The organism is Acinetobacter indicus (assembly GCF_009914475.1).
Classification (GTDB): Bacteria; Pseudomonadota; Gammaproteobacteria; order Pseudomonadales; family Moraxellaceae; genus Acinetobacter; species Acinetobacter indicus.
Map to the genome: position 1 here is coordinate 1,800,474 of NZ_CP045198.1, position 23,487 is coordinate 1,823,960.

A 23,487-nucleotide genomic window follows, 5' to 3' on the forward strand; every position below is an offset into this window, starting at 1 on the left:
CTAAGAGCTTAATCTTGAAAGATTATTTCTTAGGACGCTTAGTACCGTATTTAGAACGTGACTGGTTACGATCTTTCACGCCAGCACAGTCTAAAGAACCACGAACGGTATGGTAACGTACACCTGGTAAGTCTTTAACACGACCACCACGGATCAGAACAACACTGTGCTCTTGCAGGTTATGGCCTTCACCACCGATATAGCTAGAAACTTCGAAACCTGAAGTTAAGCGAACACGGCAAACTTTACGCATTGCTGAGTTAGGTTTTTTAGGTGTAGTTGTGTAAACACGTGTACAAACACCACGACGTTGTGGACAAGCCTTCAACGCAGGAACTTTAGATTTTTCAACTAAAGTCGTACGACCCTTACGGATCAACTGATTTGTTGTTGCCATGTGGCAATTCTCCCGTTAATAAAAAGCCCCAAAAACATACTACTTTTTGAGGGCATGCAATTGTAAGTCAAGATACTAAAATGGTCAATATTCGACAGACCGGCAAATATTGACCATTCCCGCATTAAAGGCTAATTTTACTGCTTTTTAAGGTATTAGCACCTTATTGCGCTTTTTGCTTTTTTGTAACCTTCTTCGCTACCGGTTTCTCAGCGTCTGCTTTTTGCGGTTCAGCCTCCGTTTCAGGTGGCTCTTCCACTGCCGGTGGCGTGTCGTCAAACTCGTCATCCTCTTCAGGTTCCGGCTCAATCGATTCCGGTGGAATTGCCGGTTTTTGCGGCTCTACCGCAGCATTCGGTTCAACCATTTTATCGGCCAGCTGCTCTAGGCCCTGCTGGATATCCTGATCGATCTGTTCCGGCTCCGGCTTTTCCTCTGCCGATTTTTTCTGGATTTTCACCTTGGAGATGGTGCTGTTTTGCTGCAGCTCAATATCCTGATCCAGCTTCAGCTCATCGACGGCCGGTGTAGCCGCAGCTGGCTGTTCCAGTAATTTTGGTACGGCCTGTGCCAGTAAGGCTGCGGCTTTTTCATAGGCATCGACCGGGGACAGCTGACTGCCCTTATGCTGGATGAGATATTCACGGGCATGCGAGAACACTTCCTGCGCTTTCTGGTGCACATGCTCGACCAGCTTCCAGCTGTAGGCGGCACTGACCGAGGCTGTCGCTACCGGGGTTAATTTGCTTAACAGCGAGAACTTCGGCATTGAGTTCATCCATTGCCATTTCATTTCGCCCTGCTCATTGACCAGATATTTGCGTAGCGCTTCCATGTCATTGCTGGAACCAACCAGCTGCTGCAGCTGATGCACATCATGGGTTTGCAGCATGTTCAGCACGCTTTTAATGCCCAGCAAGACCGCCTGCTTTTCGGCAATCAGGCCCAGATCAACCTGTTTGAAAATATATTGCACAATGGCCTGGCCTTCTTCTTTATTCAGCTCAAAGCCATACGAACGCCCAACCTGATAGATGGTACGTAACGACATGATCATCGAAACCGGCACATCTACCGCGGTTCCAATCACGCCGGTAGCCCCGGTGATCGCGCCCTGAATCGAGGCCAGCCATTTATTCTGCTCTGCCAGCGCCTGGCTGATGCGTTTGGAACGGTTCACATCCTGGGTCAGTTCTTCTAGATCACGTACCCCGGCTTCATCTAGAACTGCATCGACCGAACTGATATTGGAGGTAAAGGTATTTAGCTGGTGAAAGAAGTAATCCGACACCTTGTCAGAAAACTGAGGCGCCACAAAATGGGCAAGATTATTGACCTTATTATAATGACGACCTAGCAATTGACGTGAGACCTGCGGCAAATGTGCCTTCAGTACCTGCTGCGGATTGTCATAACGCGATGAATGGCGGCCGAATACCGGGCTGGCACTGCCTTCCACCACCCGCCCCTGACTGCTACCCGCCTCTTCTTTACTGGTCGAACCGGGCGCCACATGCTGAACCAGGTCAATGCCGGTATGACTGAGCTTTTTAGCCACTCCAAACGCACTCGAGAGGAATCCGCCTGATTGCTTATTATTAGAATCTGTCATTCTTGCTCCTCATTTTCTTTCTTAAGATTTATTGCTAAATACTAGGTATAGTCTGCGTTTATCTCAACCTTATTGTGTTTCTTTTGGTTATGTTCACGTAGTCTGCTCCCCAAATCTGGTCATTCCCAAAGAGGCATAGGATTTGCCATAAGAATTCAAAATTCTTTCTGTTATTATGAATCCAATTGAAAAACTTGGGAAATGCGCTGGACACCGGCATTTGCGCCGACAGTCTCCAGGGTTGGACCCGATAATATCACCATAAGGGAACTGTAGATGAAACGTGTTGTAATCACTGGCATGGGCATTAATTCGTGCATTGGTAATACATTAGAAGATGTAACCCACTCTTTGCAAAATGGTATTTCAGGCACACGTTTTAACCAGACTTATGCTGAACTGAATTTTAAGAGCCATGTCAGTGCAGCTGCAGAACAGAATTTTGACAATATCGACCGTCGTTTAAAACGCTTCATGGGCGTGTGTGCAATGTATGCCTATAACGCAGCGGCAGCAGCCATTGAACATGCCGGCCTGAAAGTTGAAGATTTAGCTGGTAACCCGCGTTACGGTATTGCCGGTGGTTCAGGCGGCAACTCGACTGCATCTGTGGTTGAAATGGTGGAATTACTGGAAGAAAAAGGCGCGCGTAAAATTGGCCCATTCTTTGTACCACGTAACATGTCAAACACCATTACGGCCAACCTGGGCGTTGCCTTTAAACTGCAAGGCGTTGCGCACTCGATTACCAGCGCATGTGCAACTTCTGCCGATGCGATTGGTTATGCCTACAACCTGATTCAACTGGGTAAACAGGATCTTATGCTGGCTGGCGGTGGTGAAGAAGATCACTGGTCACAAAGCCTGCTGTTTGATGCGATGGGTGCGCTGTGTGCCAAATACAATGACACCCCAGAAACTGCTTCTCGTCCATATTCAGCAGACCGTGATGGTTTCGTGATTGCCGGCGGCGGTGGCTTCCTGGTACTGGAATCGCTGGAACATGCACAAGCACGTGGTGCCAACATTCTGGCAGAAGTGGTCGCGTATGCAGCCAACTCGGATGGTGCTGACATGGTTGCGCCAAGCGGTGAAGGTGCAACACGCTGTATCCTGATGGCGCTGGATGAAGCCAAACAGCATGGTGTTGAATCGATTGACTATGTGAACACACACGGTACATCTACCCCTGCAGGTGACGTGACTGAACTGAAAGCCATGGAACGTGCCTTTGGTGAAGGCCAGGTACCAGCCCTGAGCTCGACCAAATCTATGACCGGTCACAGCCTGGGTGCTGCCGGTGTACAGGAAGCGATCTACTCTGTCCTGATGATGCAAAACGACTTTATTGCGCCAAACATCAACGTGACCGAGCTGGATGAAGGCGCGAAAGGCTTTGATATCGTACTTGAAAAACGTGACGCAAAATTGAATACTGTGATGAGTAACAGTTTTGGTTTTGGCGGCGTAAACGCTTGTCTGATTTTCAAGAAATGGGATGCATAATCCCTAAATAGGATTTTCGATGGATGCACCTTCTGATGCTTTTTTATGGGTAAAAGCATTACATATTATTGCCGTGGTGTGCTGGTTCGCTGCACTGTTCTATCTGCCACGGTTATATGTTTACCATGCCATGAGTGAAGATGCGGTCAGTCATCAGCGTTTTGAAGTCATGGAACGCAAGTTGTACCGCGGAATTATGTGGCCTTCCATGATTGCCACCCTAATTACCGCCCACTTTCTGGTAGATTGGGGTGATGCCACCCGGAACTACCACGATGCCTTGTGGTTTTACCTGAAAGTGGCACTGGTCGGATTATTGGTGATTTACCATCTGGTTTGCGGTTATTACCGTCTGAAACTGATTGGCAATGCCCATTACAAGTCACACAAGTTCTGGCGCTTTTTCAATGAAATGCCGACAGTGCTGTTATTTGCAATTGTGATTCTGGTGGTGGTGAAACCTGTGTTCTAGCTCCATCGAAGAACAGATAAAAAAAGCCTCGTTTGATACGAGGCTTTTTTGTGGGCTAGCGAAGGGTTTCTGACTTGGCATATTGCTCGGTCTGGGCATATTGCTGGTATTTACGCAGCCGCGGTTTATATAGACCATAGTAAGTCACGGTTAAAATCACCAGCCACAACGGACTGACCAGCAGTGCTTTCAGCGTATCCGGCTCCAGACTGAGAATCACCAGTGCAAACAGCAGGAAGGCCAACACCACATAGCTCATCAGCACCCCGCCCGGCATTTTAAAGCGTGAAGCAGCGTGTAACTGCGGCTGCAGTTTACGATAGCGCAGGTAACACACCATAATAATGCCCCAGATGCTAATAAACAGAATCACGCACAGCGAGCTGGCCAAGGTAAAGGCTTCAACGGTATTCGGCACAAAATACTGCAAGGCTGCACCGGCCATAATAAACAGACAGGAGAACAGCAGACCTTTGGCCGGTACTGCCCGTTTTGACAAGGTCGCCAACGCCTGTGGCGCCTGCCGGCCACGCGCCAGGCCAAACAGCATGCGGCTGGTCGAAAACACACCGCTGTTCATGGAAGACATCACCGAAGATAACACCACCAGATTCATAATAATCGCAGAGGTGGGAATACCGGCATGTAAAAACAACGACACAAACGGACTACGGTCTGCCGGAATCTGGTTCCACGGCGTCACCGACATCACCACAAATAAAGACAGCACATAAAACAGGATAATCCGGGTCGGAATTGCATTGACTGCTTTGGGTAAATTCTTTTCCGGATCTTTGGTTTCAGCCGCCATGGTGCCCAGCAGCTCCACCCCGACAAAGGCAAACAGCGCAATCTGGAAACCGGCCAGAAAACCGTTACCGCCTTGTGGAAACATACCACCATGTGACCAGACATGCTGAAAACTGGCAGTGGTGCCATCTGGCGCGGCAAACTGGTTAAAGACCATATAGCCACCAATACCAATCAGGCCTAAGATGGCCAGAATCTTGATCAGGGCAAACCAGAACTCGATTTCACCAAACAGCTTGACCGTCAGTAAATTCAGTCCCAGTACAAACAGCACACAACCAACACTGATCAGCGCCTGCCCCATGGGAGTAAACGTGGTATCTGGTGGCAGCCAGAAACCGAGATAATTGATGATGGCTGCCAGATCGGCAATTCCGACCAGAATCCAGCCCAGCCAATAGGACCAGCCAATATAGTAGCCCGCACCCGGCCCGATCAGCTCATGCGCCATATCAATAAAGGATTTATAGTGCAGATTGGACAGCAGGATTTCACCCAATGCGCGCATCAGGAAGAAAAACATCAGGCCAATAATCATATAAATAAACAGGATGGACGGGCCAGCCAAGGCAATGGTTTTGCCGGAGCCCATAAACAGTCCGGTGCCAATAGCGCCGCCAATGGCAATTAACTGCAGATGCCGGTTGGAGAGTTTGCGTTGTAATTCATGTGGCGACGAATGAACGTCATCGTGACGAGAGGAAGTCATGTTCAATATCCTTATTGTGCCCTGACCCTGCCATCAGCGCAGGCTGTGCATACGTCATCCTGCAATGATGGTCCTGTACACCCCAACAAATCCTATCTTGGGCTGTACGCAGCGTCAGTGGCTGGGAGAGAAAACCAAACCAGACGGCTTATTTCTGTGCAGCGGTCACTGCAATTTCAATCAGCCAGTCCGGGTTGACCAGTTCCGCCTGAATGGTGGCGCGTGCCGGTGTGGCATGGCCCTGCAACCATTCAATCCAGAGCGCATTCACGGTCTGGAAATCGGACAGATTCTTTAAAAAGAGTTGCGCAGATAAAATCCGGCTTTTATCGCTATTGGTTTCGGCCAGCAGCGTATCAATGGTCTGCAGCACTTCTTGCGTTTGCGCAGTGATGTCCTGCCCGGCAGTGGTTTTCGGAATCTGACCCGACAGATAGACCACCTGATTAAATACCGTTGCCGCACTCATCACTTCAGTGCTGTGAATACGTTGAATATCTTGAGAACTCATGTTGTGATCCTGTTGAATAAAATTTTATGCCTCCACCACAAACGGCACCCGGGCGGTGATGGCGCACATCAGCTCATAGCCAACGGTACCGGCTGCCTGACTGACCTCATCGACCGGCAAGATGGCACCACTGCTGGAATAGCCCCACAGCACCACTTCAGCGCCAATATCGGCATCAGGAAGATGGCTGAGATCGACCGCCAGCATATCCATACTGACCCGACCCAGCGTCTGGCTGCGCTGCGAATTGACCAGTACCGGTGTACCGCTTGGAGAAATTCGCTGATAGCCATCGGCATAGCCACAGGCCACTACGCCAATCCGCATGGATTTTTCGGCGACAAAGCTGGAGCCATAGCCAATACTTTCTCCAGCCTTCAGCTGCTGGACAGCAATAATTTCACTGCGCAAGCTCATGCTCGGTTTCAGGTTCCAGTCCTGAATTGTGTGCTGTGGAAAATCGGGGGAACTGCCGTACAGCATGATGCCGCTACGCATCACATCGCTGTGCAGGGCCGGCGCATGACGTAGCAGCGCCGCGCTATTACAGAGCGAACGCTTGCCAGGCAGGCCGGCAATGGTCTGTTCAAAACACTGCTGCTGATAGTCAATGCCCGGCGCGCCAAAACGTTCGCCGTCGGCATCGGAGAAATGCATCATGTGGGTAATAGAGGCGATAATTTCCAATGCCTGTAACTGGGCGAAGGCGTCCCGGTAAGTGGCGGGTGCAAAACCCAGACGGTTCATGCCACTGTTCATTTTCAGATAGACATGAAAACGTGCTTCCGGATGCTGGCGCTGGAACTGCTGTAACCAGTCAATTTGATGGGCGCTGTGAATGCTAAAGCTCAAGCAATGTTGCTGACAGACAAATAAATCTTCCAGACAGAAAATACCTTCCAGCAACAGAATATCGCCCTGCCAGCCCAGCTGGCGTAATCTCAGCGCCTCGGCCAGATCTAGCAAGGCAAAGCCATCGGCGGACTTAAAAGCCGGATAGACCCGCTCGATGCCATGACCATAGGCATTGGCCTTGACCACGGCATAAACTTGGCTGTCCCCGGCATACTGCCGGGCAATCTGCAGGTTATGGCGCAGTGCATCGAGATGCACCACCGCCTGAATTGGTCTGGACATCGTTCTTCCTTGAATCAATACCTTAAGCAGCGTAACGCTGTAACGATAAGCCTTCAGTGCTAATTTCCGGTTGCTGCTGCATCACCAGATCACTGATTAACTTGCCCGAACCACAGGCCATGGTCCAGCCTAAAGTCCCGTGACCGGTATTCAGGAACAGGTTTTTATAGCGGGTGCCACCAATAATCGGGGTGCTGTCTGGCGTCATTGGACGTAAACCGGTCCAGAAGCTGGCCTGCGGTAAATCACCACCCGGGAATAAATCTTTGGTGACCATTTCCAGCGTGGCACGACGATCCTGATTCAGACCGAGGTTAAAGCCGCTTAATTCAGCCATACCACCGACACGAATCCGCTGGTCAAAACGGGTAATGGCAATCTTGTAAGTTTCATCCAGAACTGTTGATTGTGGCGCCATGGCTGGATCGACAATTGGCACAGTCAGCGAGTAACCTTTCACCGGATAGACCGGCAGGTCCAGATGCAGCGGTTTCAGGAATTCACGTGAATAACTGCCAAAGGCTAATACATAACGGTCTGCGGTCAGTACTTTGCCATTGACCAGCACGCCTTTAATCTCGTCGCCTTCAACCAGCAGTTTTTCTACATTCTGGTTAAACTGGAAATCGACACCCATCTCCTGTGCCAGTTTGGCCAGCGCATTGGTAAACAGATAGCAATCACCGGTTTCATCATTAGGCAAGTGCAAGCCACCAACCAGTTTATCTTTGGCCGCAGCCAAAGCCGGTTCAACCCGGGCCAGACCATCACGGTCTAACAGCTCATATTCCACACTGCTTTCTTTTAATACTTCAATGTCACGCTGTACGGCATCGAGCTGGGCATCTTTACGGAACAGCTGCAGCGTGCCTTTAGAGCGGTTTTCATAGCTGATTCCGGTGTCTTGGCGTAACTGTCTCAGGCAATCGCGGCTATATTCGGCTACCCGCACCATCCGCTCTTTATTAATAGCATAGTGCTGCGCATTACAGTTTTTCAGCATTTGCGCCATCCACTGTAACTGCCACATACTGCCATCCAAATTCACGGCCAAAGGTGCATGATGCTGGAACATCCACTTCACGGCTTTAAATGGAATCCCCGGCGCTGCCCACGGCGTTGAATAGCCCGGTGAAACCTGTCCGGCATTCCCGAAGCTGGTTTCTTCCGCCGGCCCGGTTTGACGATCCAGCACCGTCACACTTGCACCCTGCTGCGCCAGATAATATGCGCTGGTCACCCCAATGACACCGCTTCCCAACACAATTACACGCATAGACTTGACCTCAAATACATTCCAGTTTATTTAACTAGTATATTTTCGGATCAATAGTGAATTTTGCTATTTTTAGTGGGTATTTTCAGATAATCCGCCCATTTTTTCAGGATATTTTTTGGAATAAAGGAATTTTTAGATGCGTAAATTAGACCGGATTGATCGCATGATTTTGGACATCCTGCAAAACAATGGCCGGATTGCGATTAGTGAGCTGGCGGCCAAGGTCAATTTATCCACCACGCCCTGCTCGGAACGGGTTAAACGGCTGGAACGCGATGGCATTATTATGGGCTATTATGCCCGCCTGAATCCTGAACTGGTGGACAAGAAACTGCTGGTATTTCTGGAGATTAAACTGTCGGCCAAATCGGGCGATGTGTTTGATCAGGTGGCGCGAGATCTGGTGGATATTCCGGAAGTGCTCGAGTGTCATCTGATTTCCGGCGAGTTTGATTATCTGGTTAAAGCACGGCTCAAAGAAATGAGCGCCTACCGGCGTTTACTTGGCGATTTACTGAAAAAATTGCCGGCCTCAGCCTCTTCACACAGTTATGTGGTAATGGAAGAAGTTAAAGAAAGTCTGTATTTAAATATTGAAGGCTGATGTTTCAGAGAGTCGATAGATCCGTCGATGTGATTAGGCGCATGGAAAATCCAGCCACCGGCTGATGAATACAGCATCAGCCGAATGGATTTTTTATATTAAGCCTGACAGGATGCCAATGCACTATTTAAGTCAGCCACCACATTCGGCAACTGGGAAAACTGCTGAATACGGGCTTTTGGTGCAGCATGATCCAGCTCTTGCATCGTGCCATAACCATATTCGACCGCGACCGCTTCAATCCCGTTATGTCGCGCCCCCAGCACATCATATTCCCGGTCGCCGACCATAAGACATTGGCTGGCCTGCAGCTGTTCCTGCTCCAGAATATAGGCAATTAATTCATCTTTATGGGTCCGATCACCATTCAGCTCGCTGCCATAAATGCCGGTAAAATACTGTTCCAGCTCAAAATGCTCCAGAATCTGCCGTGCATAAATGGTCGGCTTGGCCGTGGCTAAAAACAGCTGATAGCCCTGGAGTTTCAAGGTTTGCAAGGTTTCCGCCACAGTCGGATAAACCTTATTTTCATATAAACCGGTCACGGCAAAACGCTCGCGATAACCCATCAGTGCCTGTTCCGCCAGCACATCATTCGGTTCAACCTGTAAAATTTTTGCCAGTGAAGCTTTCAGTGGCGGACCAATAATCCAGTCAATATTTTCAGATTCTGGTAGTGGATGACCAATTTTTGCCAGTCCATAACGCGCCGAGGTGGTAATACCCACTTTTGGATCGGTCAGGGTGCCATCCAAATCAATCAGCAGATGTTTAATCATGAATTTTTCTCCCCCTTCGACCGTGAAATACACTCGAGACTTGATTCAAAGTTGCCTATACTAACGTAAATTCATGATTGAAGGATATGGATGTGCGTCCAACGGTACTTTGCTTTTCTGGTTTAGATCCCTCTGGGGGCGCGGGCTTACAGGCTGATATTGAAGCGATTGGTCAAAGTGGCGCACATGCGGCCATTGCCTGTACCGCCCTCACGGTGCAAAACTCGCAGCAGGTGTTTGGCTTTGAAGCCACTTCCAAAGCATTGCTACTGGCCCAGGCCAATGCCGTGGTGAACGATCTGCCAATTCGCTGTGTTAAATCGGGAATGCTCGGCACCACCGACAATATTGCAGCGCTGGCAGATTTCTTGAGAGAACATCCGGACTATTACTATGTGCTGGACCCGGTTCTGGTCGCCAACAGCGGTGGCTCTCTGGGTGATCAGGCGACTTTGGTCAAGGCCTTTGTCGAGCTGATTCCACTGGCAACCTTACTGACCCCGAATACGGTAGAACTGCGTGCCCTGACCGGTGAAGATGATCTGGAACTGGCCACCCAGAAACTGTTTGCGATGGGTGCCAAGGCGGTTTTGGTTAAAGGCGGCCATGAAGATACCCCGGATCACATCCGCAATGCTTTATATATAGATGGTGAACTGATTTCAGAAACCCGTTGCCCGCGTTTAGAAGGCGAATACCACGGTTCGGGCTGCTCGCTGGCCAGCTTTATTGCCGGCCGTTTAGCACTAGGTGATGAACTGCAAGCCGCTGTGAATTATGCTGAAACCTGGCTGTTTGGGGTACTAAAACAGGCAGAAAGTCCGGTACCGAATGGTCAGAAGATTCCAAAACGCTTTTAATCCTTAATATAAAAAATACCTGCTATAAAAAATACCTGCCCCATGGCAGGTATTTTTTCGACCTGAATCTGAAGCCCTTTAATCCGGCATATCATCCAGCTGCTGCGGTTCGGCTCGCGGCTGGGTATTCATCCGGTGCCGGAACGAGGCGGAACGTTCATAAGCCTGTTTACGTACCCGCATAATCGAACCCAAAGGTTGATGTGCCTGCACGCCATGCCACGGGTTAAACGATAGCACATCATCGGCATAGACCCGCCGCTCCGGACTATAGCTGTCCTGTTTGGGAAAATGTAAGGTACCAATGGTCTGATGCGCAGATTCTTCTTCCGGCCATAACACCGAGGCATCTTCAATGGGCATTCGCTCCAGGCTGGTACACAATTGCGCACGCAATACATAATCGGCGCTATGGTGCTTAAAGAAATCGCGGACCAGATCCCGGATGCTGGAGTCATGACTAATCTGCATCGGGATATTGGTCAGCTGGCGTACCGAAGTCGATTCCGGCGCCACACTGAGTTTTGCCATATAGTCGCCATAACGCAGCGCGGCCATGGTGTGATAGGTCTCGCCCAGAATATGGTTCTGACTGCGCGCCCAGCCTTTTAAAGTCACCGGCACTTCTAAACCGGCTTTATCTACCAGTGTATTTAAACTGCGCGCCATACTGCGCATGCCTTTTAACATCGGATCGGGCGCCTGTTCCGCGCGTGTCACCAGAGGCAGCATCTGCTGGTATTTACGCAGCGTGCCAAAGGCCAGCACCGGAATATTCACCATCAGAATATCCTGGTTTTTACCATCACTCGGATCATCGGCCAGTAAGCGTGCGCCCGGCACATTCAGGATTTTTAAGGCAAAGCCATGCGGTACTGGCACCTGGTCACTGCGTAAATCTCCCGGCGCAGCCGATAAACGCACCATCACATCATAATGTCCTGGCTCGGCAAAAATTCCCTGCGCCAAATGCGGCGGCAACACCGGCACGGTCAAAATACCTTTCAGAAATGCATGTGATTTGGCATGCGCATCGCGGACTGCATGGCGATGCTTGTCAAACACCTGTTGTCGGGCTTGGGCCATATGCTCGATAATATCTTCAATCAAGCGGCTTTCATTCGGCTGTTCCTGTTCAACCTGCGGGGTATACGGTAGATACGGCTCTGACATCGTGAACGCTCCTGTTCCGGCCTGAACATCTGGCAAAAATTGGCTAATATCCACCAATCTAGCAAGCTGAGAGCCAGAAAAATATAGTGCTTATTCAACAGTTCAGGAGAGTTTGGTAAGCGTAGACGACTCAGCTCAACACGATACTTGGGTTCAGTCTTGATGATGTCTGGATTTAAGCTGCGCCACATGCGCGCGCCGGGTTTGCCAGGACGGGTCCAGTACTTCTTTTTCCAGTCGTAATTGCAAACGTTTTAAGCGCATGGCGGAGATGACTTCGGTCTGGAACTCCTGTACGTAATTTACCCAGCCTGTCCCTTGAAATACCTGCTTTGGCATCTCTGTTTTAAATTCGCAGCCCGGCATAAATACCACTATTGAATGTAAATGTTCCGGCTCCAGCAGATCAGCCAGCAAATGACTCAACACCTGAGTATGTTTGTAATTCTGATGCAAGGGATTCTGGAATTTATAACTCTTTTTATAAATTTTCTGGGTCCACATTTTTTGCCGCGCACTGCCAAAAATCCAGCCCTTATAGTTTTTGCTTTCTATCACAAAGATGCCAAAAGGACTTAATAGCACATGATCAATTTGTGTGGTGCCACCATCCTGATCGGGCAAGGTCAAATCATTAAGTAAAATATAACGCTCATCCAGATGTTGCTTGGCCTGTCGCAGAACAGCCCACTCCCCAATTTTGCCTTTTAAATCCGGCAGAAACACCCGCAGCAGGCTCAAGCCCAGCAGAATCAGCAACAGCCACCACAGCTGTGAAATCAACATACTCAAAATATTTACATCATGCATTTCGGTTTTATTTTAATAGTGATGATCTTGGCCCAAATCTAACATAAAACGGCGTTCCATTCAGGAATGATAATGCTGGTTTAATCTTCATTATCAGGTGGATACAGAAAGATCCCATCTACCTGAAGATGTTCAATCTGGATAGTGATCTATTTTTTTAATCAACGGATGCTTACTGATTTAAGCTGTTTATTGGCCTGAACTAAGCGATGCAACACCATAAAATATCTATATTTATTTTTGTTGTTGTTCCAGTTTTAACAGAATCTCTTTATTGTCTAATCCGCCGGCAAAGCCAACCAGTTTACCGCCGCTGCCAATCACCCGATGACAGGGTGCAATAATTGAAATTGGATTTTGGCCATTGGCCGCACCGACAGCCCGTACCGCTTTGGGACTGCCGACCTGCTCGGCGATTTGCCGGTAGCTTCGGGTTTCGCCAAAAGGAATATTCAGCAACGCCTGCCAGACTTTTTTCTGAAACTCTGTGCCTTCAAAATCTAAAGGCAGTTCAAAAGTCTGGCGCTGGCCCTGAAAATATTCATTCAGCTGTTGTTGTGCGTCGAGTAAAATCGGATGATCCAGTTGCTCTACCAGCTCGGCCTGCCGGACCCGTTTGGGATTTTCATTGTCCCAGATCACGGCGACCAGCGCGCTGTCTGTAGCCACCAGTTTTAAACGCCCGACCGGAGAAGGCATATACATAAATGCAAGTTTCATCTCCTTCTCCTGTTCAGTTTTAGTCTAGCTTGATTATGCCGATGAAAGTTTCATCAGCACAAGACCAGAAATAATTAACACTGCCGCCAGCATACGCATGGCCGATGCCGGCTCGCCCAGTACCAAAATACCCACCAGAAAAGAACCGACCGCGCCAATCCCGGTCCAGATGGTATAGGCCGTGCCCAGTGGCAGACTGCGCATGGCATAGGCCAGCAGGCCAAAACTGAGCACCATAAAGAAAATGGTCAGAATGCTTGGGGTAAGTTTGGTAAAACCATCTGAAAGCTTCATAAAATAAGCCCAGACAATTTCAAAAATACCGGCAAAAATTAATACGATCCAGGCCATCACGCCCTCCTCCATTATTCAGATAGAGTCAGGCCGTCCTGACGATTTTTCTTAAAGACAACGTCTTTAAGGGAGGTCGTTCCTCCAAAATTACGGTATCAGTATAGCAAAAATCCACCGCCTGCCAGTAGAACGCCGTTGAAGGGGAATAAGCTTCAGCTCAAGAGGGACTGAAAATCACAACCCAGATAAGGCGATTCAAACTTATTCACTTAAGTGAATAAATTGCTTGCTGGAGCATAGGTCGTTTCTCCAGCAAACAAAAGGATGAACCAAAGCCCATCCGGTGTATGGATAAACGCTGGATCGGATTAAAACTTCAACCGTAACCCGGCGCCATATTGCCAGCCCTGTTCCGATTCTGTCGCATCCTGCTCAGCTGTCTGGGCCAGCCCTTTATGATAGCCATAGGCCACATCTACAAACGGCATGACTTTTTTGCTGATTTCATAACGCATCTGTAGCCCGGTCTGCAGCTGGTTTAAACCAGTTTTCTGCGCTTGCACCGATTCATCTGAAAGTACCAGCTTGGCCTGCAAATAAGGTGCCAGAATCAGTTTCTGGGTCAGTAAAAAATCCCGCTCAGTGTCCAGACTCAGCAGCACCTGCTGATCTTCGGCAAGCGACAAATAGGCCTCAGATTCAAAGAAATACGGCGCCAGCCCATGCAGGCCAACCACACCACGCCATTGCTGTGCGGAAGTCTGATCCTCCTGATAGGCCACACCAGCCTGGATATCCCAAAAATCAGAAATCATCCGGCTATATAAAACCTGTGCCTCATATTCAGCTTGTTGCGACTCGGCCTGCTGGGTATGCAGTTTGAAAAACAGCTTGTGTTCATCCGTTCCGACCCGGCTTTCCAGCTCGGACTGCCACACTCCGCGTCCACCCGCATGCTGCATCCATTTTGATTCCAGCATACTGGACTGATACCACTGCCCGCCATGCTCCTGTCGGTGATCATGCGTTGTTGCCGTTGCAGCCTTCTCCACCAGATGAGGCATGCTCATGAGCTGATGTTGCTGATGTTGCTGATGTTGCTGATGTTGCTGATGTTGCTGATGTTGCTGATGTTCAGCCTGCATCATCTGCTCGTGTTGTGCATGCATATCGACAGATTTTACTGACGTCTGCGGTACAACTTCATGTTCTGTAGCGTGAGAAGATGGGTGCTGTGTCTGCGCCGATAACATCGGTGTCGCAAACAGCATGGCTCCCAGCAGATTGAAACGGGCAAAATTAGTGATGTGCATGTGCATCTCCCGAAGACTGAACAGCAGCTGGCAGCGCAGATGGAGCTGCGGGTAATGAAGCCGTCTGCTCTGGCATCACCTGTGCCACCACTAACTTATTCATCATGCCCGAACTCATGTGATACAGCAGATGACAATGGATTGCCCATTCCCCCAGCTCATCGGCGGTCAATAACGCGCTCACGGTTTTTCCAGGCGGTACAATCAGGGTATGTTTATTTGGCAGGTCGGCAGCGGCCTGGCCATTTTCCAGCTGCATAAACATGCCATGCAAATGCATCGGATGCGCCATCATGCTATCATTGATAAATTTCAGCCGAATCCGTTCGCCATAGGCCACCTGCAACGGTTCAGCCTCGCTAAATTTCTTGCCATTGATGGTCCAGATATAACGTTCCATCGTGCCGCCCAAACGAATCACCAGCTCTTGCACCGGCGCGCGCGTATCCGGCTGCGGCTTTAAGGCTTTTAAGTCCGCATAGCGAAGTGCTTTATGTCCGGCGGGTGTTGAGGCATTGGCCCAACCTTGAGGGACCGAACTGGCCGAAGATTTTGACTGCGCCTGCGTTGCATGCGATGAATGCACTGCAGGATGATCTTCGGCTACCGTTAAAGATTCAGTCTCTTTAATGGCAGCATGCGTCATCGTTGGATGCTGCAGGGTCGAAGATGTGGATGACGCACTATGTACCGCATGTGGCGCAGTACTTTCTGCACCATGAGCAGCATGTCCCATATCTTCCATGGTCAATACCGCACGTGGTCGTGCGGTTGGCATGTGCAGTGGCGGTGGTTGCATGCCCTGTTGCAATAAACTACCAATGGCAAAGCCTGAACGGTCAATTGATTCTGCTTCAATCTGGTAATGGCCGGCTTTTGGTTCCACCAGTACATCATAGGTTTCAGCCGTCCCGATTCGGAACTCATCTACAGGCACCGGCTGGACCGGCTGGCCATCAGCGCTGATGACGGTCATTTTGAGCTGCGGAATGCGTACATCAAAAAACGACATGGCCGAGGCATTAATAAAACGTAAACGCACTTTTTCATTCGGTCGGAACAGCCCGGTCCAGGCCTGTTCCGGTGTTTTGCCATTGATTAAAAACTGATAACCGGTGACATCCGACAAATCGGTTCTAAGCATACGCATCTGGTTCCACATGGAACGTTGCTGCCAGGTCTGTTTCAGGCCCTGCTGTTTCACCTGCTGCAACACATCGGCCAGGGTTTCACGCTGGTTCTGATAATACTCGGCCGACTTTTTCAGATTATTTAAAATCGTGTCGCTGGAAGATGCGTGAAAATCGGACAGCATCACCACATAATCCCGCTCGGCCTGCTCATGCGCAGCCACAGGCTGTTTGCCTTTGGGATAAATGACTAGCGGGCCATATAGCCCATCCTGCTCCTGACCTTTGGAATGGGCGTGATACCAGTAGGTGCCCTGCTGCCGTAGCTGAAAGCGATAAGTAAAATGTCCCTTCGGCGCAATGCCCTGAAAGCCGTTAAAGCCCGGCACGCCATCCATTACACCCGGCAATAACAGACCATGCCAGTGAATGGAAGAATCGCGATTTTGAAGCTGGTTATGCACATGAATCACCGCTTCATCACCTTCCTCAAATTCAAGCAAGGGGGCTGTGAATTGGCCATTCACACTTATTTTTTTGACAGTTTTTCCGGTCAGCTTGACCGGCTGCTCATCAATATACAGATGATATTCCCGGACTGCGGCCATCGCCCAGGACGATGCGCACAGACATAAGCCAAGCACGATGGCCTGACGCAATTGAATTGACATGATTTATCCTTAAAACAATAAAAAAAGAAAAGTTTTTAAAGTCAGGATAAGGTTTTCGGTGGACGCAGGATTTCCTGCCAGTAGCCGGGTAAATGCTGGGCATGATAGAGATGAAAGTGCGGCTCAGACTCAAAGGTCGGGCTTGCCTGTTCCAGCACAGGGAGCGCAATCTTGAGATAGCTCAGACCCGGCTGGCAATGTAGGGGTGGACAATCCTGACAGTTTAAATGCTGCTCTGGATGATGTACCTGCTCGCAGTCGGGTAACTGTGCAGATGGACTGGTGCTATGATGGCTTGGGTGATGTTGTTCTACAGGAGAATCTGCCTTTTCAGCATGACAAGGTGTAGGTGATGAAAGGGATGATTTCGCACTGGTGATCGCGGCAGAGTTGGACAGTTGCATGGCCGCATGCGCTGGTTGTACAACCGCCAGCACAAGACTGCTCCATCCCATGACAAATGCCATCAGATAGCTGAACCACACCGGTTGTCTGCGCTGTGTATACAACAGGATTTCCTCACCCCATAAGACCAAACCCCAGCGTTGAAGCTGCTTAAAACAGCTAAACGCCTGTGCAAACCAGCATAGAGAAATTCACAGTTATACACAATGCTTTAAATTTTAAATTGCTGCTGCCGGGAAGATTGTTTTGCATATCAATAAAATAATAAAGTTATTTATTGTGCAGTATAACTCTTAAGCAGAGCTGAATAAAAAAGCAGGAATTTTAGGGCTTTTGCTCAAATAAAAAGGACTCATTTGAGTCCTTTTTATACATTTTACGTCTAATTGGCAAACGATTGATGCACAACTGTTTATAAATTAATCCGGTTATCCATACTGTTATCAACATAGATATCCATAGAGTTAATCACAAAGTTATCCACAGGGTGCCGATAACTTATCCAGTTTTATTAGGTATTCACGGCACCGACTTTGGCCAGTTCGGCACGCATCTCATCAATCACAGCTTTATAATCCGGTTTGCCAAAAATCGCTGAACCAGCCACAAACATATCGGCACCGGCTTCGGCAATTTCACGGATATTGGCCGGGCCAACACCACCATCAACCTCAAGGCGAATATCACGGCCTGAGGAATCAATGATCTGACGCGCCTGACGTAATTTTTCCAGGGTCATAGGAATAAATTTCTGGCCACCAAAGCCCGGGTTCACACTCATCAATAAAATCTGGTCGACTTTATCCAGCACATAATCCAGATAATGCAGCGGCGTTGCCGGGTTAAAAACCAGACCCGCCTTGGCACCGCCCGATTTGATCAGTTGCAGCGAACGGTCAATATGGTCCGAAGCTTCCGGGTGGAAGGTAATAATATCGGCACCGGCTTCCAAGAAGTCGCCAATCATGCGATCCACCGGAGAGACCATTAAATGCACATCAATTGGCGCCTGAATCCCATAATTTTTCAGGGCCTTACATACGCCTGCACCAAAGGTGAGGTTGGGTACATAGTGATTGTCCATGACATCAAAGTGGACAACATCAGCACCGGCTTCAAGCACTTTTTCTACCTCTTCCCCTAAACGGGCAAAGTCTGCAGAAAGAATAGAAGGCGCAATTAAATATGGCTTGGACATGGGAGACCCTGGCTAAGTATTTGAGTGACTGCGCCATTATAACAAATTGTCCCCGGCTCTGGGGCGGCAGATGGCCACCTGCGGCAAGATTGCAAATCTACAACGCTGTGTTGCAACACGCGGCTTTGTCTGGGCGCTCTTTTCTCTTAGGCTTAAGGCTTACTGAACAGGATTTTTCATGAAACGTTATAGTCATATTGCCACCACACAAGCGGCCCGTCTGGTCAAACGCCTGGGTAACCACTGGAAACACAAATTTGAAGTACAGGAAACAGCACAGGAACTGCGTATTTTGATGCCAAGCGCGACCATTGTGTTACAGTCACAATCTGATGCGCTCTATACCGAAATTATTGCTTTAGATGAACACACCGACCTGAACCGGCTGGAACAGGTGGTGCTGGATCATCTGCAACGCATGGGACAGGAACAGTTAAGTGCTGACTGGCAGCAGGCCGATTAAACCTACTTAGATCTGCTCATTTTACTTCGGCAGATTGCTTGGCTTCAAAGGCCTTCACCGCCTCAATACGTTCCTGTGTGGCCGGATGGCTTTGCAGGAAATCCCAGAGCGACTTACCCTGCTCGCTTTCACCGCTTTCATCTGCCAGCCGTTGTAACAGGTTGGCATAATGGATGGTTGGCACCTGCTTGTGCTGCATGGTGGTTAAGGCATAATGATCGGCCTCGGCTTCAAAATTACGCGAATAACTGGCACCCACCAAAGCCAGAGGTAGACTGGTCATTAAATCGGAGCCATCACCGGTAATCGCAATCAGGATGACCCCAAAGCCTAAACTGGCCAGGGCTTGTTGCAGACTATGCCGCTCAACCAGATGGCCCTGCTCATGTGCCAGTACTCCCAGAATTTCCCGGTCATCCTGTGCCAGTTCAACCAGTTCATCGGTCAGAATAATAGTATTGTTGGGAATCGCCACCGCATTGGCACCCAACCGATTCCCTTCTCGAAACAGCAGTTTCGCCGGCCGGTCTTCTGCCACCAATGCCTGATACTGCTGTAAAATTGCCTGCTGGCGCGCCGCACTTAAACGGCTTGGACCCGTCATCTCCAGCACATAGTGTTCTGCTTCATTGCCGACACTGTTCAGGGTGGTTTCCGGTAACTGATTGGCCACCACATGCGAGGCCCACGGAATGCCCCACTTCACCGTGGCAAAGGCCAGCGCCACAATAAAAATGGTGCTAAACAGAATCAGGCTGGGGGTACGCTCCAGCTTCCAGATCGACTGATAAATATTCTTTTGCTGCAGCTGAAACCAGTCCGGTAAAGGCTGCTGAAACTCCAGACGTGCATCATCCTGGAGTTCAATTACCGGCTGGATACGGCCCAATGCGCCTATCAGCAGCATGTCCTGATAACGATAACGGCGCTGCAAGGCAAAGTTTTCACCATACTGAACCCAGATACTGTCCGCATCGGCTGCCAACACCTGAGCAGTATAAGGCTTGGCACTCTGACCATCATAAAACACGGCTTCAACCGTCATCTGTTGCATCAGTGCTTTCCTTATAAAGACACATCAATATCAAAGATATCGCTAATTTCTTCCGCAATCGCGCTTGGATCACCCTGTAACTGGTTCATCAGCAGGTCCGGATCATTGTTTAAATGCAGGCTTAAAGACTCCACCTGATAGCGATATAAACGGATTGCCGCCCACGGCGTCATAAGGCCGAGGGTTAAAATTTTCACCATCCAGTTGCTGAGCACAATCCAGGCATAGCGCCACTGGTTGCAACTGGTCTGAAACTGGCTACGACTGAGGGTGGTATTGTTCCAGCTGGTCATAAAAATCCGCGCCAGCATTAACGGCCAGATGAATAAAGCCGCCAGCAGATAGATGCCCATAAAAATCCAGACATACTGCACCGCACTCAGACTGGAAAAATCGGCCAGCAAGGCCAGTACCAGCGCTGCCGCCCCCAGCAAGCCGATAAACAGAAACAGCGGCACATACATGGCGCGCATATAGGCCGGCCAGTCGGCCTGTAATTTAAACTGCAATTGCCCCGCATAAAGATGATCGAGGCAATAACGCTTATACAGCCAGATCAGCACCGGGAAAAATATACCCAGGGTCAAGATATACACCAGAATCCCTTTTAAAAATTCGATATAGGCTTTCTTGCTAGTGCCGGAAAAGAAAAAGCGGCTGTTACCAAATTTACTGTTACGTGCATTAAAGCGGATGGTGGCCCGAATCAGCCAGGGCACGGCCAGATACAGAATCAGCACCCCAATCAGGGTAGCACGCACCGAGTAGTTGGATAACAGCGAAATGGCCAGATAGAGGCCAATCGCAATCAGCCGCCCGATTAAAATCTTGCTCGGCACACCGGTAAAGTCAAAACGGCGCTGGATAAATTCGGTATTGCCATAAAAATAGCGCAAGCGGCGTACTTTGGCCCACGGCGCATACAGTCCCAGCGTGACAATAATCAATAGAATATTGACAATCCAGATGCCGAAATATTCCATGGCAGTGCCATAAAAATGAAAAGGGTGGCGCTGTCCAAGCAGCTGCGGTTCAGGTGAATCAACGACAAGCGCTGGCGGCAGCTGGGTCTGTTCCTCTGCGGTAAAAGTCGGATGTATATCTTGGTTTTGCATATCAGGCCTTATAATTATTTTTTAAAATAAAGACACGGTTAAAAATTAAAAAACAAAAAATCACAGACCGCCTTCACCCTGCAACAGGTCAAAAGCGGTGTTCTGCGTGATGGATTATATTAGGATTGTAATTGGACTGCATGAAATTGCAGATGGTCATCAATAAAACTTTGAATAAAGTAATAACCATGATCATAGCCAGCATGTTCACGTAAGCTCAGCGGCTGTCCGGCCTGTGCACAAGCGGCCTGGAACAGCGCCGGATTCAACTGGCTATAGAACTGATCCTGTAGGCCCTGATCAATTAAAATATCGGCAAATTGCTTGCCTTTTTGCTGGACCAGTGCGGTGGCATCATGTGCTTGCCAGCCTTGACGATCCTCACCTAAATAGGCACTAAAAGCTTTCTCGCCCCACGGGCACTGGCTTGGTGCACAAATTGGTGCAAAGGCAGAAACTGATTTAAATTTTTCCGGATATTTAAAGGCCAAGGTCAAAGCGCCATGGCCGCCCATACTGTGGCCAAAAATACCAATGCTGTCGGTTTGCACCGCAAACTGTTCACACACCAGCGCATACAGCTCTTCTGCAACAAACTGTTCCATCTGGTAATGCGCTGCCCAGGGTGCCTGGGTTGCATTAATATAAAAACCTGCCCCCTGCCCGATATCCCAGTGATCGCCCTGCGCCACCTGCTCACCGCGAGGTGAAGTGTCCGGGCTAATCAGAATAAAGCCCAACTGTGCCGCCAGACGCTGGGCATGCGCTTTAATTGCAAAAGTTTCTTCGGTACAGGTTAAACCCGCCAGGTAAAAAAGCGCCGGACAGTCCTGACCGGCCAAGGCTTGTGCCGGCAGAAAAATACCAAAACGGCTTTCCCCGTTTAAGCTGCTGGAATTAAAATGGTAAATTCGCTGTTCGCCATCAAAGCATCGATTGTTCTGTATTAATTCCATCGTCTTATCCTGTTTTAAGGGCTGTCTAAAGTTAAAGGCATTTCATTTGGCTGCGCCACCATGGCTTGCGGGAATAAACGCTGCTCCAGTTGCGGCAACATCAGCTGCATGTTCTTGCCCATCGACCATTGCGGTTCAGATGGTTCAAAACCTTGTGCCTGCTCCCATTTTGCCACGGTCAGCTTGGCCTGTGCAAAAGCCTCGGCAAAGCTGTTATTTTCACGCATGGCCTGATCAAAGAAAGCCCGGCCAAAATAGGTATAATCGGCTTCGTTGGAACAGCCGAATGAAGCGCGATCTGCGGCCGATGCGGTAATTACCAAAGTATTGTCATTTTGCAGGGCCGAAACAAAACTGCCCGAATAACAGGCCGAGATCACAATTACGCGCCAGCGGATACCGGATTTATCCAGCGCATCGCGCAGCCATTTTGGATCAACCTGTTGCAGTTCCAGCGGCGCATTTTCCATTTCAAACTGGTTCGGCAAGCCATGTGAAGTCATGTATAAAAACAGCACATCGCTTTCCGGATTCATCTGCTGGCCTATACGGCGCAGTGCCAGTTCCATACTGGTGCGTGAGGCAATCGGGGTGACATTGCGTGTCATCGGGTTATTGACCAGAATCATCGAGCGGCCAAAGGTCCCAAAGCGGGTATCGAACTGTTCCCGAATCCGTTCGACTTCGGACATAAACACATCCTGATAACTGGCACCAGCAACGCCCAGAAAATACCAGTGTGATTGCGCAAATTCACCATACTGAATCTTCTCCAGCGCCTGATTCAGTATCTTGCTTTGTGCATAAAAGGCTTCTTCGCTAAACGTCGGCGGGACCTCTTCCACCTTCCAGATTGGCTGGCTCTTGACCGACATTTGCCACACCACCAGGGTAAACAGCGTGGCCAGAACAATCAGCGCACGTTCCCACCACGGCCATTTCAGTTCACGGGAAAATACCCAGACCACGGCCAGACTCTGCCAGACAAACAGCACCATGAAAATCAGCGGCAGATAGTCATAGAACACATAGGGCAGCACATCAATCATGCCCAGATATTGAATCAGGCTTTGCAATAAGGCGATGTGAGTATCTAACACTAGCCACAGTAAAGCCGGCACCAGCATGAGGCGTGGATTATTGACGCGCTGGGACAGGAAAATCCCGACAATTAAGGCAATAAACGGCCACAAGGCATAACTGACCAGACCTTGCGGGTTAAAATCACCGGTTTCACCGGCGCTGAGCCAGCTAAATAAAGTGTTGGCCAGACCGCCTAAAATGCCCCAGAAAATCAGTTGCAGAATGGAAGGACGGACAATCTGTAAAGATCGGCGCGAACCAAAAAATAACCACATCCCCGCTGTTTGGTTGCTTTTAAAATCATGCCAAAAATTGATGGAGGGTTTAAAGTCGATCATAAGATTGTCGTTAGCAGTGGCTCGCTTTGTGCAGACTTAGTTTATGCCTGATGTCATAATTATCAATGCTCTTTTTTAACTATATAAC

Annotated in this window: 24 protein-coding genes; 5 read left to right on the forward strand and 19 right to left on the reverse strand. The window is 49.2% G+C overall.

The window, feature by feature from the left end; all coding sequences use genetic code 11:
- Positions 1–22: 22 nt before the first annotated feature.
- Positions 23–397 (reverse strand): 30S ribosomal protein S12, encoded by a 375-nt coding sequence (gene rpsL / locus GA693_RS08960; RefSeq protein ID WP_002050319.1) that lies wholly within the window; start codon positions 395–397, stop codon positions 23–25.
- A gap of 163 nt (positions 398–560) precedes the next feature.
- Positions 561–2,009 (reverse strand): EcsC family protein, encoded by a 1,449-nt coding sequence (locus GA693_RS08965; protein WP_160241038.1) that lies wholly within the window; start codon positions 2,007–2,009, stop codon positions 561–563.
- Between the two features lie 276 nt (positions 2,010–2,285).
- Here GA693_RS08965 and GA693_RS08970 point away from each other — a divergent pair, with 276 nt between their 5' ends.
- Entirely contained in the window at positions 2,286–3,515 is a 1,230-nt protein-coding gene (locus GA693_RS08970) for a beta-ketoacyl synthase N-terminal-like domain-containing protein (protein ID WP_005179853.1), read from the forward strand.
- A 19-nt stretch (positions 3,516–3,534) separates the two neighbouring features.
- Complete coding sequence (locus tag GA693_RS08975; protein WP_005179856.1) at positions 3,535–3,987, forward strand: CopD family protein; 453 nt, start codon at positions 3,535–3,537, stop codon at positions 3,985–3,987.
- A gap of 55 nt (positions 3,988–4,042) precedes the next feature.
- Here GA693_RS08975 and GA693_RS08980 read toward each other — a convergent pair whose 3' ends face one another.
- From GA693_RS08980 to GA693_RS08995, 4 genes are all read right to left on the reverse strand, one after another.
- The gene (locus GA693_RS08980) at positions 4,043–5,506 is read right to left on the reverse strand and encodes an amino acid permease (RefSeq protein WP_016659472.1); all 1,464 of its coding nucleotides are present in this window, start codon (positions 5,504–5,506) and stop codon (positions 4,043–4,045) included.
- 148 nt (positions 5,507–5,654) lie between these two features.
- Complete coding sequence (locus GA693_RS08985; protein ID WP_005179861.1) at positions 5,655–6,017, reverse strand: RidA family protein; 363 nt, start codon at positions 6,015–6,017, stop codon at positions 5,655–5,657.
- A gap of 24 nt (positions 6,018–6,041) precedes the next feature.
- Entirely contained in the window at positions 6,042–7,154 is a 1,113-nt protein-coding gene (alr, locus tag GA693_RS08990) for an alanine racemase (protein WP_160241037.1), read from the reverse strand.
- A gap of 22 nt (positions 7,155–7,176) precedes the next feature.
- The gene (locus GA693_RS08995) at positions 7,177–8,430 is read right to left on the reverse strand and encodes a D-amino acid dehydrogenase (RefSeq protein ID WP_160241036.1); all 1,254 of its coding nucleotides are present in this window, start codon (positions 8,428–8,430) and stop codon (positions 7,177–7,179) included.
- A 139-nt stretch (positions 8,431–8,569) separates the two neighbouring features.
- Here GA693_RS08995 and GA693_RS09000 point away from each other — a divergent pair, with 139 nt between their 5' ends.
- Positions 8,570–9,037, forward strand: coding sequence for an Lrp/AsnC ligand binding domain-containing protein (locus GA693_RS09000; RefSeq protein WP_005179867.1), 468 nt, complete (start codon positions 8,570–8,572; stop codon positions 9,035–9,037).
- 98 nt (positions 9,038–9,135) lie between these two features.
- On the opposite strand, the gene GA693_RS09005 is transcribed toward GA693_RS09000, so the two are convergent.
- Positions 9,136–9,816 carry an HAD-IA family hydrolase gene (locus GA693_RS09005; RefSeq protein ID WP_045795528.1) on the reverse strand — a complete coding sequence of 227 codons (681 nt, stop codon included), beginning with the start codon at positions 9,814–9,816 and terminating at the stop codon, positions 9,136–9,138.
- A 92-nt stretch (positions 9,817–9,908) separates the two neighbouring features.
- Here GA693_RS09005 and GA693_RS09010 point away from each other — a divergent pair, with 92 nt between their 5' ends.
- A complete protein-coding gene (locus GA693_RS09010) occupies positions 9,909–10,676 on the forward strand; it encodes a hydroxymethylpyrimidine/phosphomethylpyrimidine kinase (protein ID WP_016659477.1) in 768 nt (255 codons plus the stop codon).
- Between the two features lie 78 nt (positions 10,677–10,754).
- On the opposite strand, the gene GA693_RS09015 is transcribed toward GA693_RS09010, so the two are convergent.
- The 8 genes from GA693_RS09015 to rpe all read right to left on the reverse strand — a co-directional run bounded on the left by GA693_RS09015 (position 10,755) and on the right by rpe (position 18,390).
- On the reverse strand, positions 10,755–11,849 hold the full coding sequence (locus tag GA693_RS09015) for a catalase family protein (protein WP_160241035.1): 1,095 nt from the start codon (positions 11,847–11,849) through the stop codon (positions 10,755–10,757).
- A 153-nt stretch (positions 11,850–12,002) separates the two neighbouring features.
- Entirely contained in the window at positions 12,003–12,659 is a 657-nt protein-coding gene (locus tag GA693_RS09020; RefSeq protein ID WP_160241034.1) for a nuclease-related domain-containing protein, read from the reverse strand.
- 234 nt (positions 12,660–12,893) lie between these two features.
- Positions 12,894–13,379, reverse strand: coding sequence for a methylated-DNA--[protein]-cysteine S-methyltransferase (locus tag GA693_RS09025; RefSeq protein ID WP_005179878.1), 486 nt, complete (start codon positions 13,377–13,379; stop codon positions 12,894–12,896).
- A gap of 33 nt (positions 13,380–13,412) precedes the next feature.
- Positions 13,413–13,730 carry a quaternary ammonium compound efflux SMR transporter SugE gene (gene sugE / locus GA693_RS09030; protein ID WP_104472520.1) on the reverse strand — a complete coding sequence of 106 codons (318 nt, stop codon included), beginning with the start codon at positions 13,728–13,730 and terminating at the stop codon, positions 13,413–13,415.
- Positions 13,731–14,041: 311 nt separating this feature from the next.
- Positions 14,042–14,743, reverse strand: a complete 702-nt coding sequence (locus GA693_RS09035) for a copper resistance protein B (RefSeq protein WP_228718925.1) — start codon at positions 14,741–14,743, stop codon at positions 14,042–14,044.
- A gap of 229 nt (positions 14,744–14,972) precedes the next feature.
- Positions 14,973–16,787 (reverse strand): copper resistance system multicopper oxidase, encoded by a 1,815-nt coding sequence (locus GA693_RS09040; protein WP_160241032.1) that lies wholly within the window; start codon positions 16,785–16,787, stop codon positions 14,973–14,975.
- Between the two features lie 41 nt (positions 16,788–16,828).
- The gene (locus GA693_RS09045; RefSeq protein ID WP_180056333.1) at positions 16,829–17,296 is read right to left on the reverse strand and encodes a hypothetical protein; all 468 of its coding nucleotides are present in this window, start codon (positions 17,294–17,296) and stop codon (positions 16,829–16,831) included.
- A 407-nt stretch (positions 17,297–17,703) separates the two neighbouring features.
- Entirely contained in the window at positions 17,704–18,390 is a 687-nt protein-coding gene (rpe, locus tag GA693_RS09050) for a ribulose-phosphate 3-epimerase (protein WP_016659485.1), read from the reverse strand.
- A 178-nt stretch (positions 18,391–18,568) separates the two neighbouring features.
- Here rpe and GA693_RS09055 point away from each other — a divergent pair, with 178 nt between their 5' ends.
- Positions 18,569–18,853 carry a DUF2218 domain-containing protein gene (locus tag GA693_RS09055; protein ID WP_160241031.1) on the forward strand — a complete coding sequence of 95 codons (285 nt, stop codon included), beginning with the start codon at positions 18,569–18,571 and terminating at the stop codon, positions 18,851–18,853.
- A 16-nt stretch (positions 18,854–18,869) separates the two neighbouring features.
- Here GA693_RS09055 and GA693_RS09060 read toward each other — a convergent pair whose 3' ends face one another.
- The 4 genes from GA693_RS09060 to GA693_RS09075 all read right to left on the reverse strand — a co-directional run bounded on the left by GA693_RS09060 (position 18,870) and on the right by GA693_RS09075 (position 23,399).
- Positions 18,870–19,907: a M48 family metallopeptidase gene (locus GA693_RS09060; protein ID WP_160241030.1), complete on the reverse strand. Its 1,038-nt coding sequence runs from the start codon at positions 19,905–19,907 to the stop codon at positions 18,870–18,872.
- An 11-nt stretch (positions 19,908–19,918) separates the two neighbouring features.
- Positions 19,919–21,022 (reverse strand): YjgN family protein, encoded by a 1,104-nt coding sequence (locus tag GA693_RS09065; RefSeq protein ID WP_160241029.1) that lies wholly within the window; start codon positions 21,020–21,022, stop codon positions 19,919–19,921.
- Between the two features lie 119 nt (positions 21,023–21,141).
- Positions 21,142–21,978, reverse strand: a complete 837-nt coding sequence (gene fghA, locus GA693_RS09070; RefSeq protein ID WP_160241028.1) for an S-formylglutathione hydrolase — start codon at positions 21,976–21,978, stop codon at positions 21,142–21,144.
- Between the two features lie 14 nt (positions 21,979–21,992).
- Positions 21,993–23,399 carry a C13 family peptidase gene (locus tag GA693_RS09075; protein ID WP_035363274.1) on the reverse strand — a complete coding sequence of 469 codons (1,407 nt, stop codon included), beginning with the start codon at positions 23,397–23,399 and terminating at the stop codon, positions 21,993–21,995.
- Between the last annotated feature and the right edge of the window lie 88 nt (positions 23,400–23,487).

Bases quoted from the DNA above. Each gene is read 5' to 3' on its own strand.
- rpsL (WP_002050319.1), bottom strand. From the start codon at position 397: ATGGCAACAACAAATCAGTTGATCCGTAAGGGTCGTACGACTTTAGTT.
- GA693_RS08965 (WP_160241038.1), bottom strand. From the start codon at position 2,009: ATGACAGATTCTAATAATAAGCAATCAGGCGGATTCCTCTCGAGTGCG.
- GA693_RS08970 (WP_005179853.1), top strand. From the start codon at position 2,286: ATGAAACGTGTTGTAATCACTGGCATGGGCATTAATTCGTGCATTGGT.
- GA693_RS08975 (WP_005179856.1), top strand. From the start codon at position 3,535: ATGGATGCACCTTCTGATGCTTTTTTATGGGTAAAAGCATTACATATT.
- GA693_RS08980 (WP_016659472.1), bottom strand. From the start codon at position 5,506: ATGACTTCCTCTCGTCACGATGACGTTCATTCGTCGCCACATGAATTA.
- GA693_RS08985 (WP_005179861.1), bottom strand. From the start codon at position 6,017: ATGAGTTCTCAAGATATTCAACGTATTCACAGCACTGAAGTGATGAGT.
- alr (WP_160241037.1), bottom strand. From the start codon at position 7,154: ATGTCCAGACCAATTCAGGCGGTGGTGCATCTCGATGCACTGCGCCAT.
- GA693_RS08995 (WP_160241036.1), bottom strand. From the start codon at position 8,430: ATGCGTGTAATTGTGTTGGGAAGCGGTGTCATTGGGGTGACCAGCGCA.
- GA693_RS09000 (WP_005179867.1), top strand. From the start codon at position 8,570: ATGCGTAAATTAGACCGGATTGATCGCATGATTTTGGACATCCTGCAA.
- GA693_RS09005 (WP_045795528.1), bottom strand. From the start codon at position 9,816: ATGATTAAACATCTGCTGATTGATTTGGATGGCACCCTGACCGATCCA.
- GA693_RS09015 (WP_160241035.1), bottom strand. From the start codon at position 11,849: ATGTCAGAGCCGTATCTACCGTATACCCCGCAGGTTGAACAGGAACAG.
- GA693_RS09020 (WP_160241034.1), bottom strand. From the start codon at position 12,659: ATGCATGATGTAAATATTTTGAGTATGTTGATTTCACAGCTGTGGTGG.
- GA693_RS09025 (WP_005179878.1), bottom strand. From the start codon at position 13,379: ATGAAACTTGCATTTATGTATATGCCTTCTCCGGTCGGGCGTTTAAAA.
- sugE (WP_104472520.1), bottom strand. From the start codon at position 13,730: ATGGCCTGGATCGTATTAATTTTTGCCGGTATTTTTGAAATTGTCTGG.
- GA693_RS09035 (WP_228718925.1), bottom strand. From the start codon at position 14,743: ATGAGCATGCCTCATCTGGTGGAGAAGGCTGCAACGGCAACAACGCAT.
- GA693_RS09040 (WP_160241032.1), bottom strand. From the start codon at position 16,787: ATGTCAATTCAATTGCGTCAGGCCATCGTGCTTGGCTTATGTCTGTGC.
- rpe (WP_016659485.1), bottom strand. From the start codon at position 18,390: ATGTCCAAGCCATATTTAATTGCGCCTTCTATTCTTTCTGCAGACTTT.
- GA693_RS09055 (WP_160241031.1), top strand. From the start codon at position 18,569: ATGAAACGTTATAGTCATATTGCCACCACACAAGCGGCCCGTCTGGTC.
- GA693_RS09060 (WP_160241030.1), bottom strand. From the start codon at position 19,907: ATGCAACAGATGACGGTTGAAGCCGTGTTTTATGATGGTCAGAGTGCC.
- GA693_RS09065 (WP_160241029.1), bottom strand. From the start codon at position 21,022: ATGCAAAACCAAGATATACATCCGACTTTTACCGCAGAGGAACAGACC.
- fghA (WP_160241028.1), bottom strand. From the start codon at position 21,978: ATGGAATTAATACAGAACAATCGATGCTTTGATGGCGAACAGCGAATT.
- GA693_RS09075 (WP_035363274.1), bottom strand. From the start codon at position 23,399: ATGATCGACTTTAAACCCTCCATCAATTTTTGGCATGATTTTAAAAGC.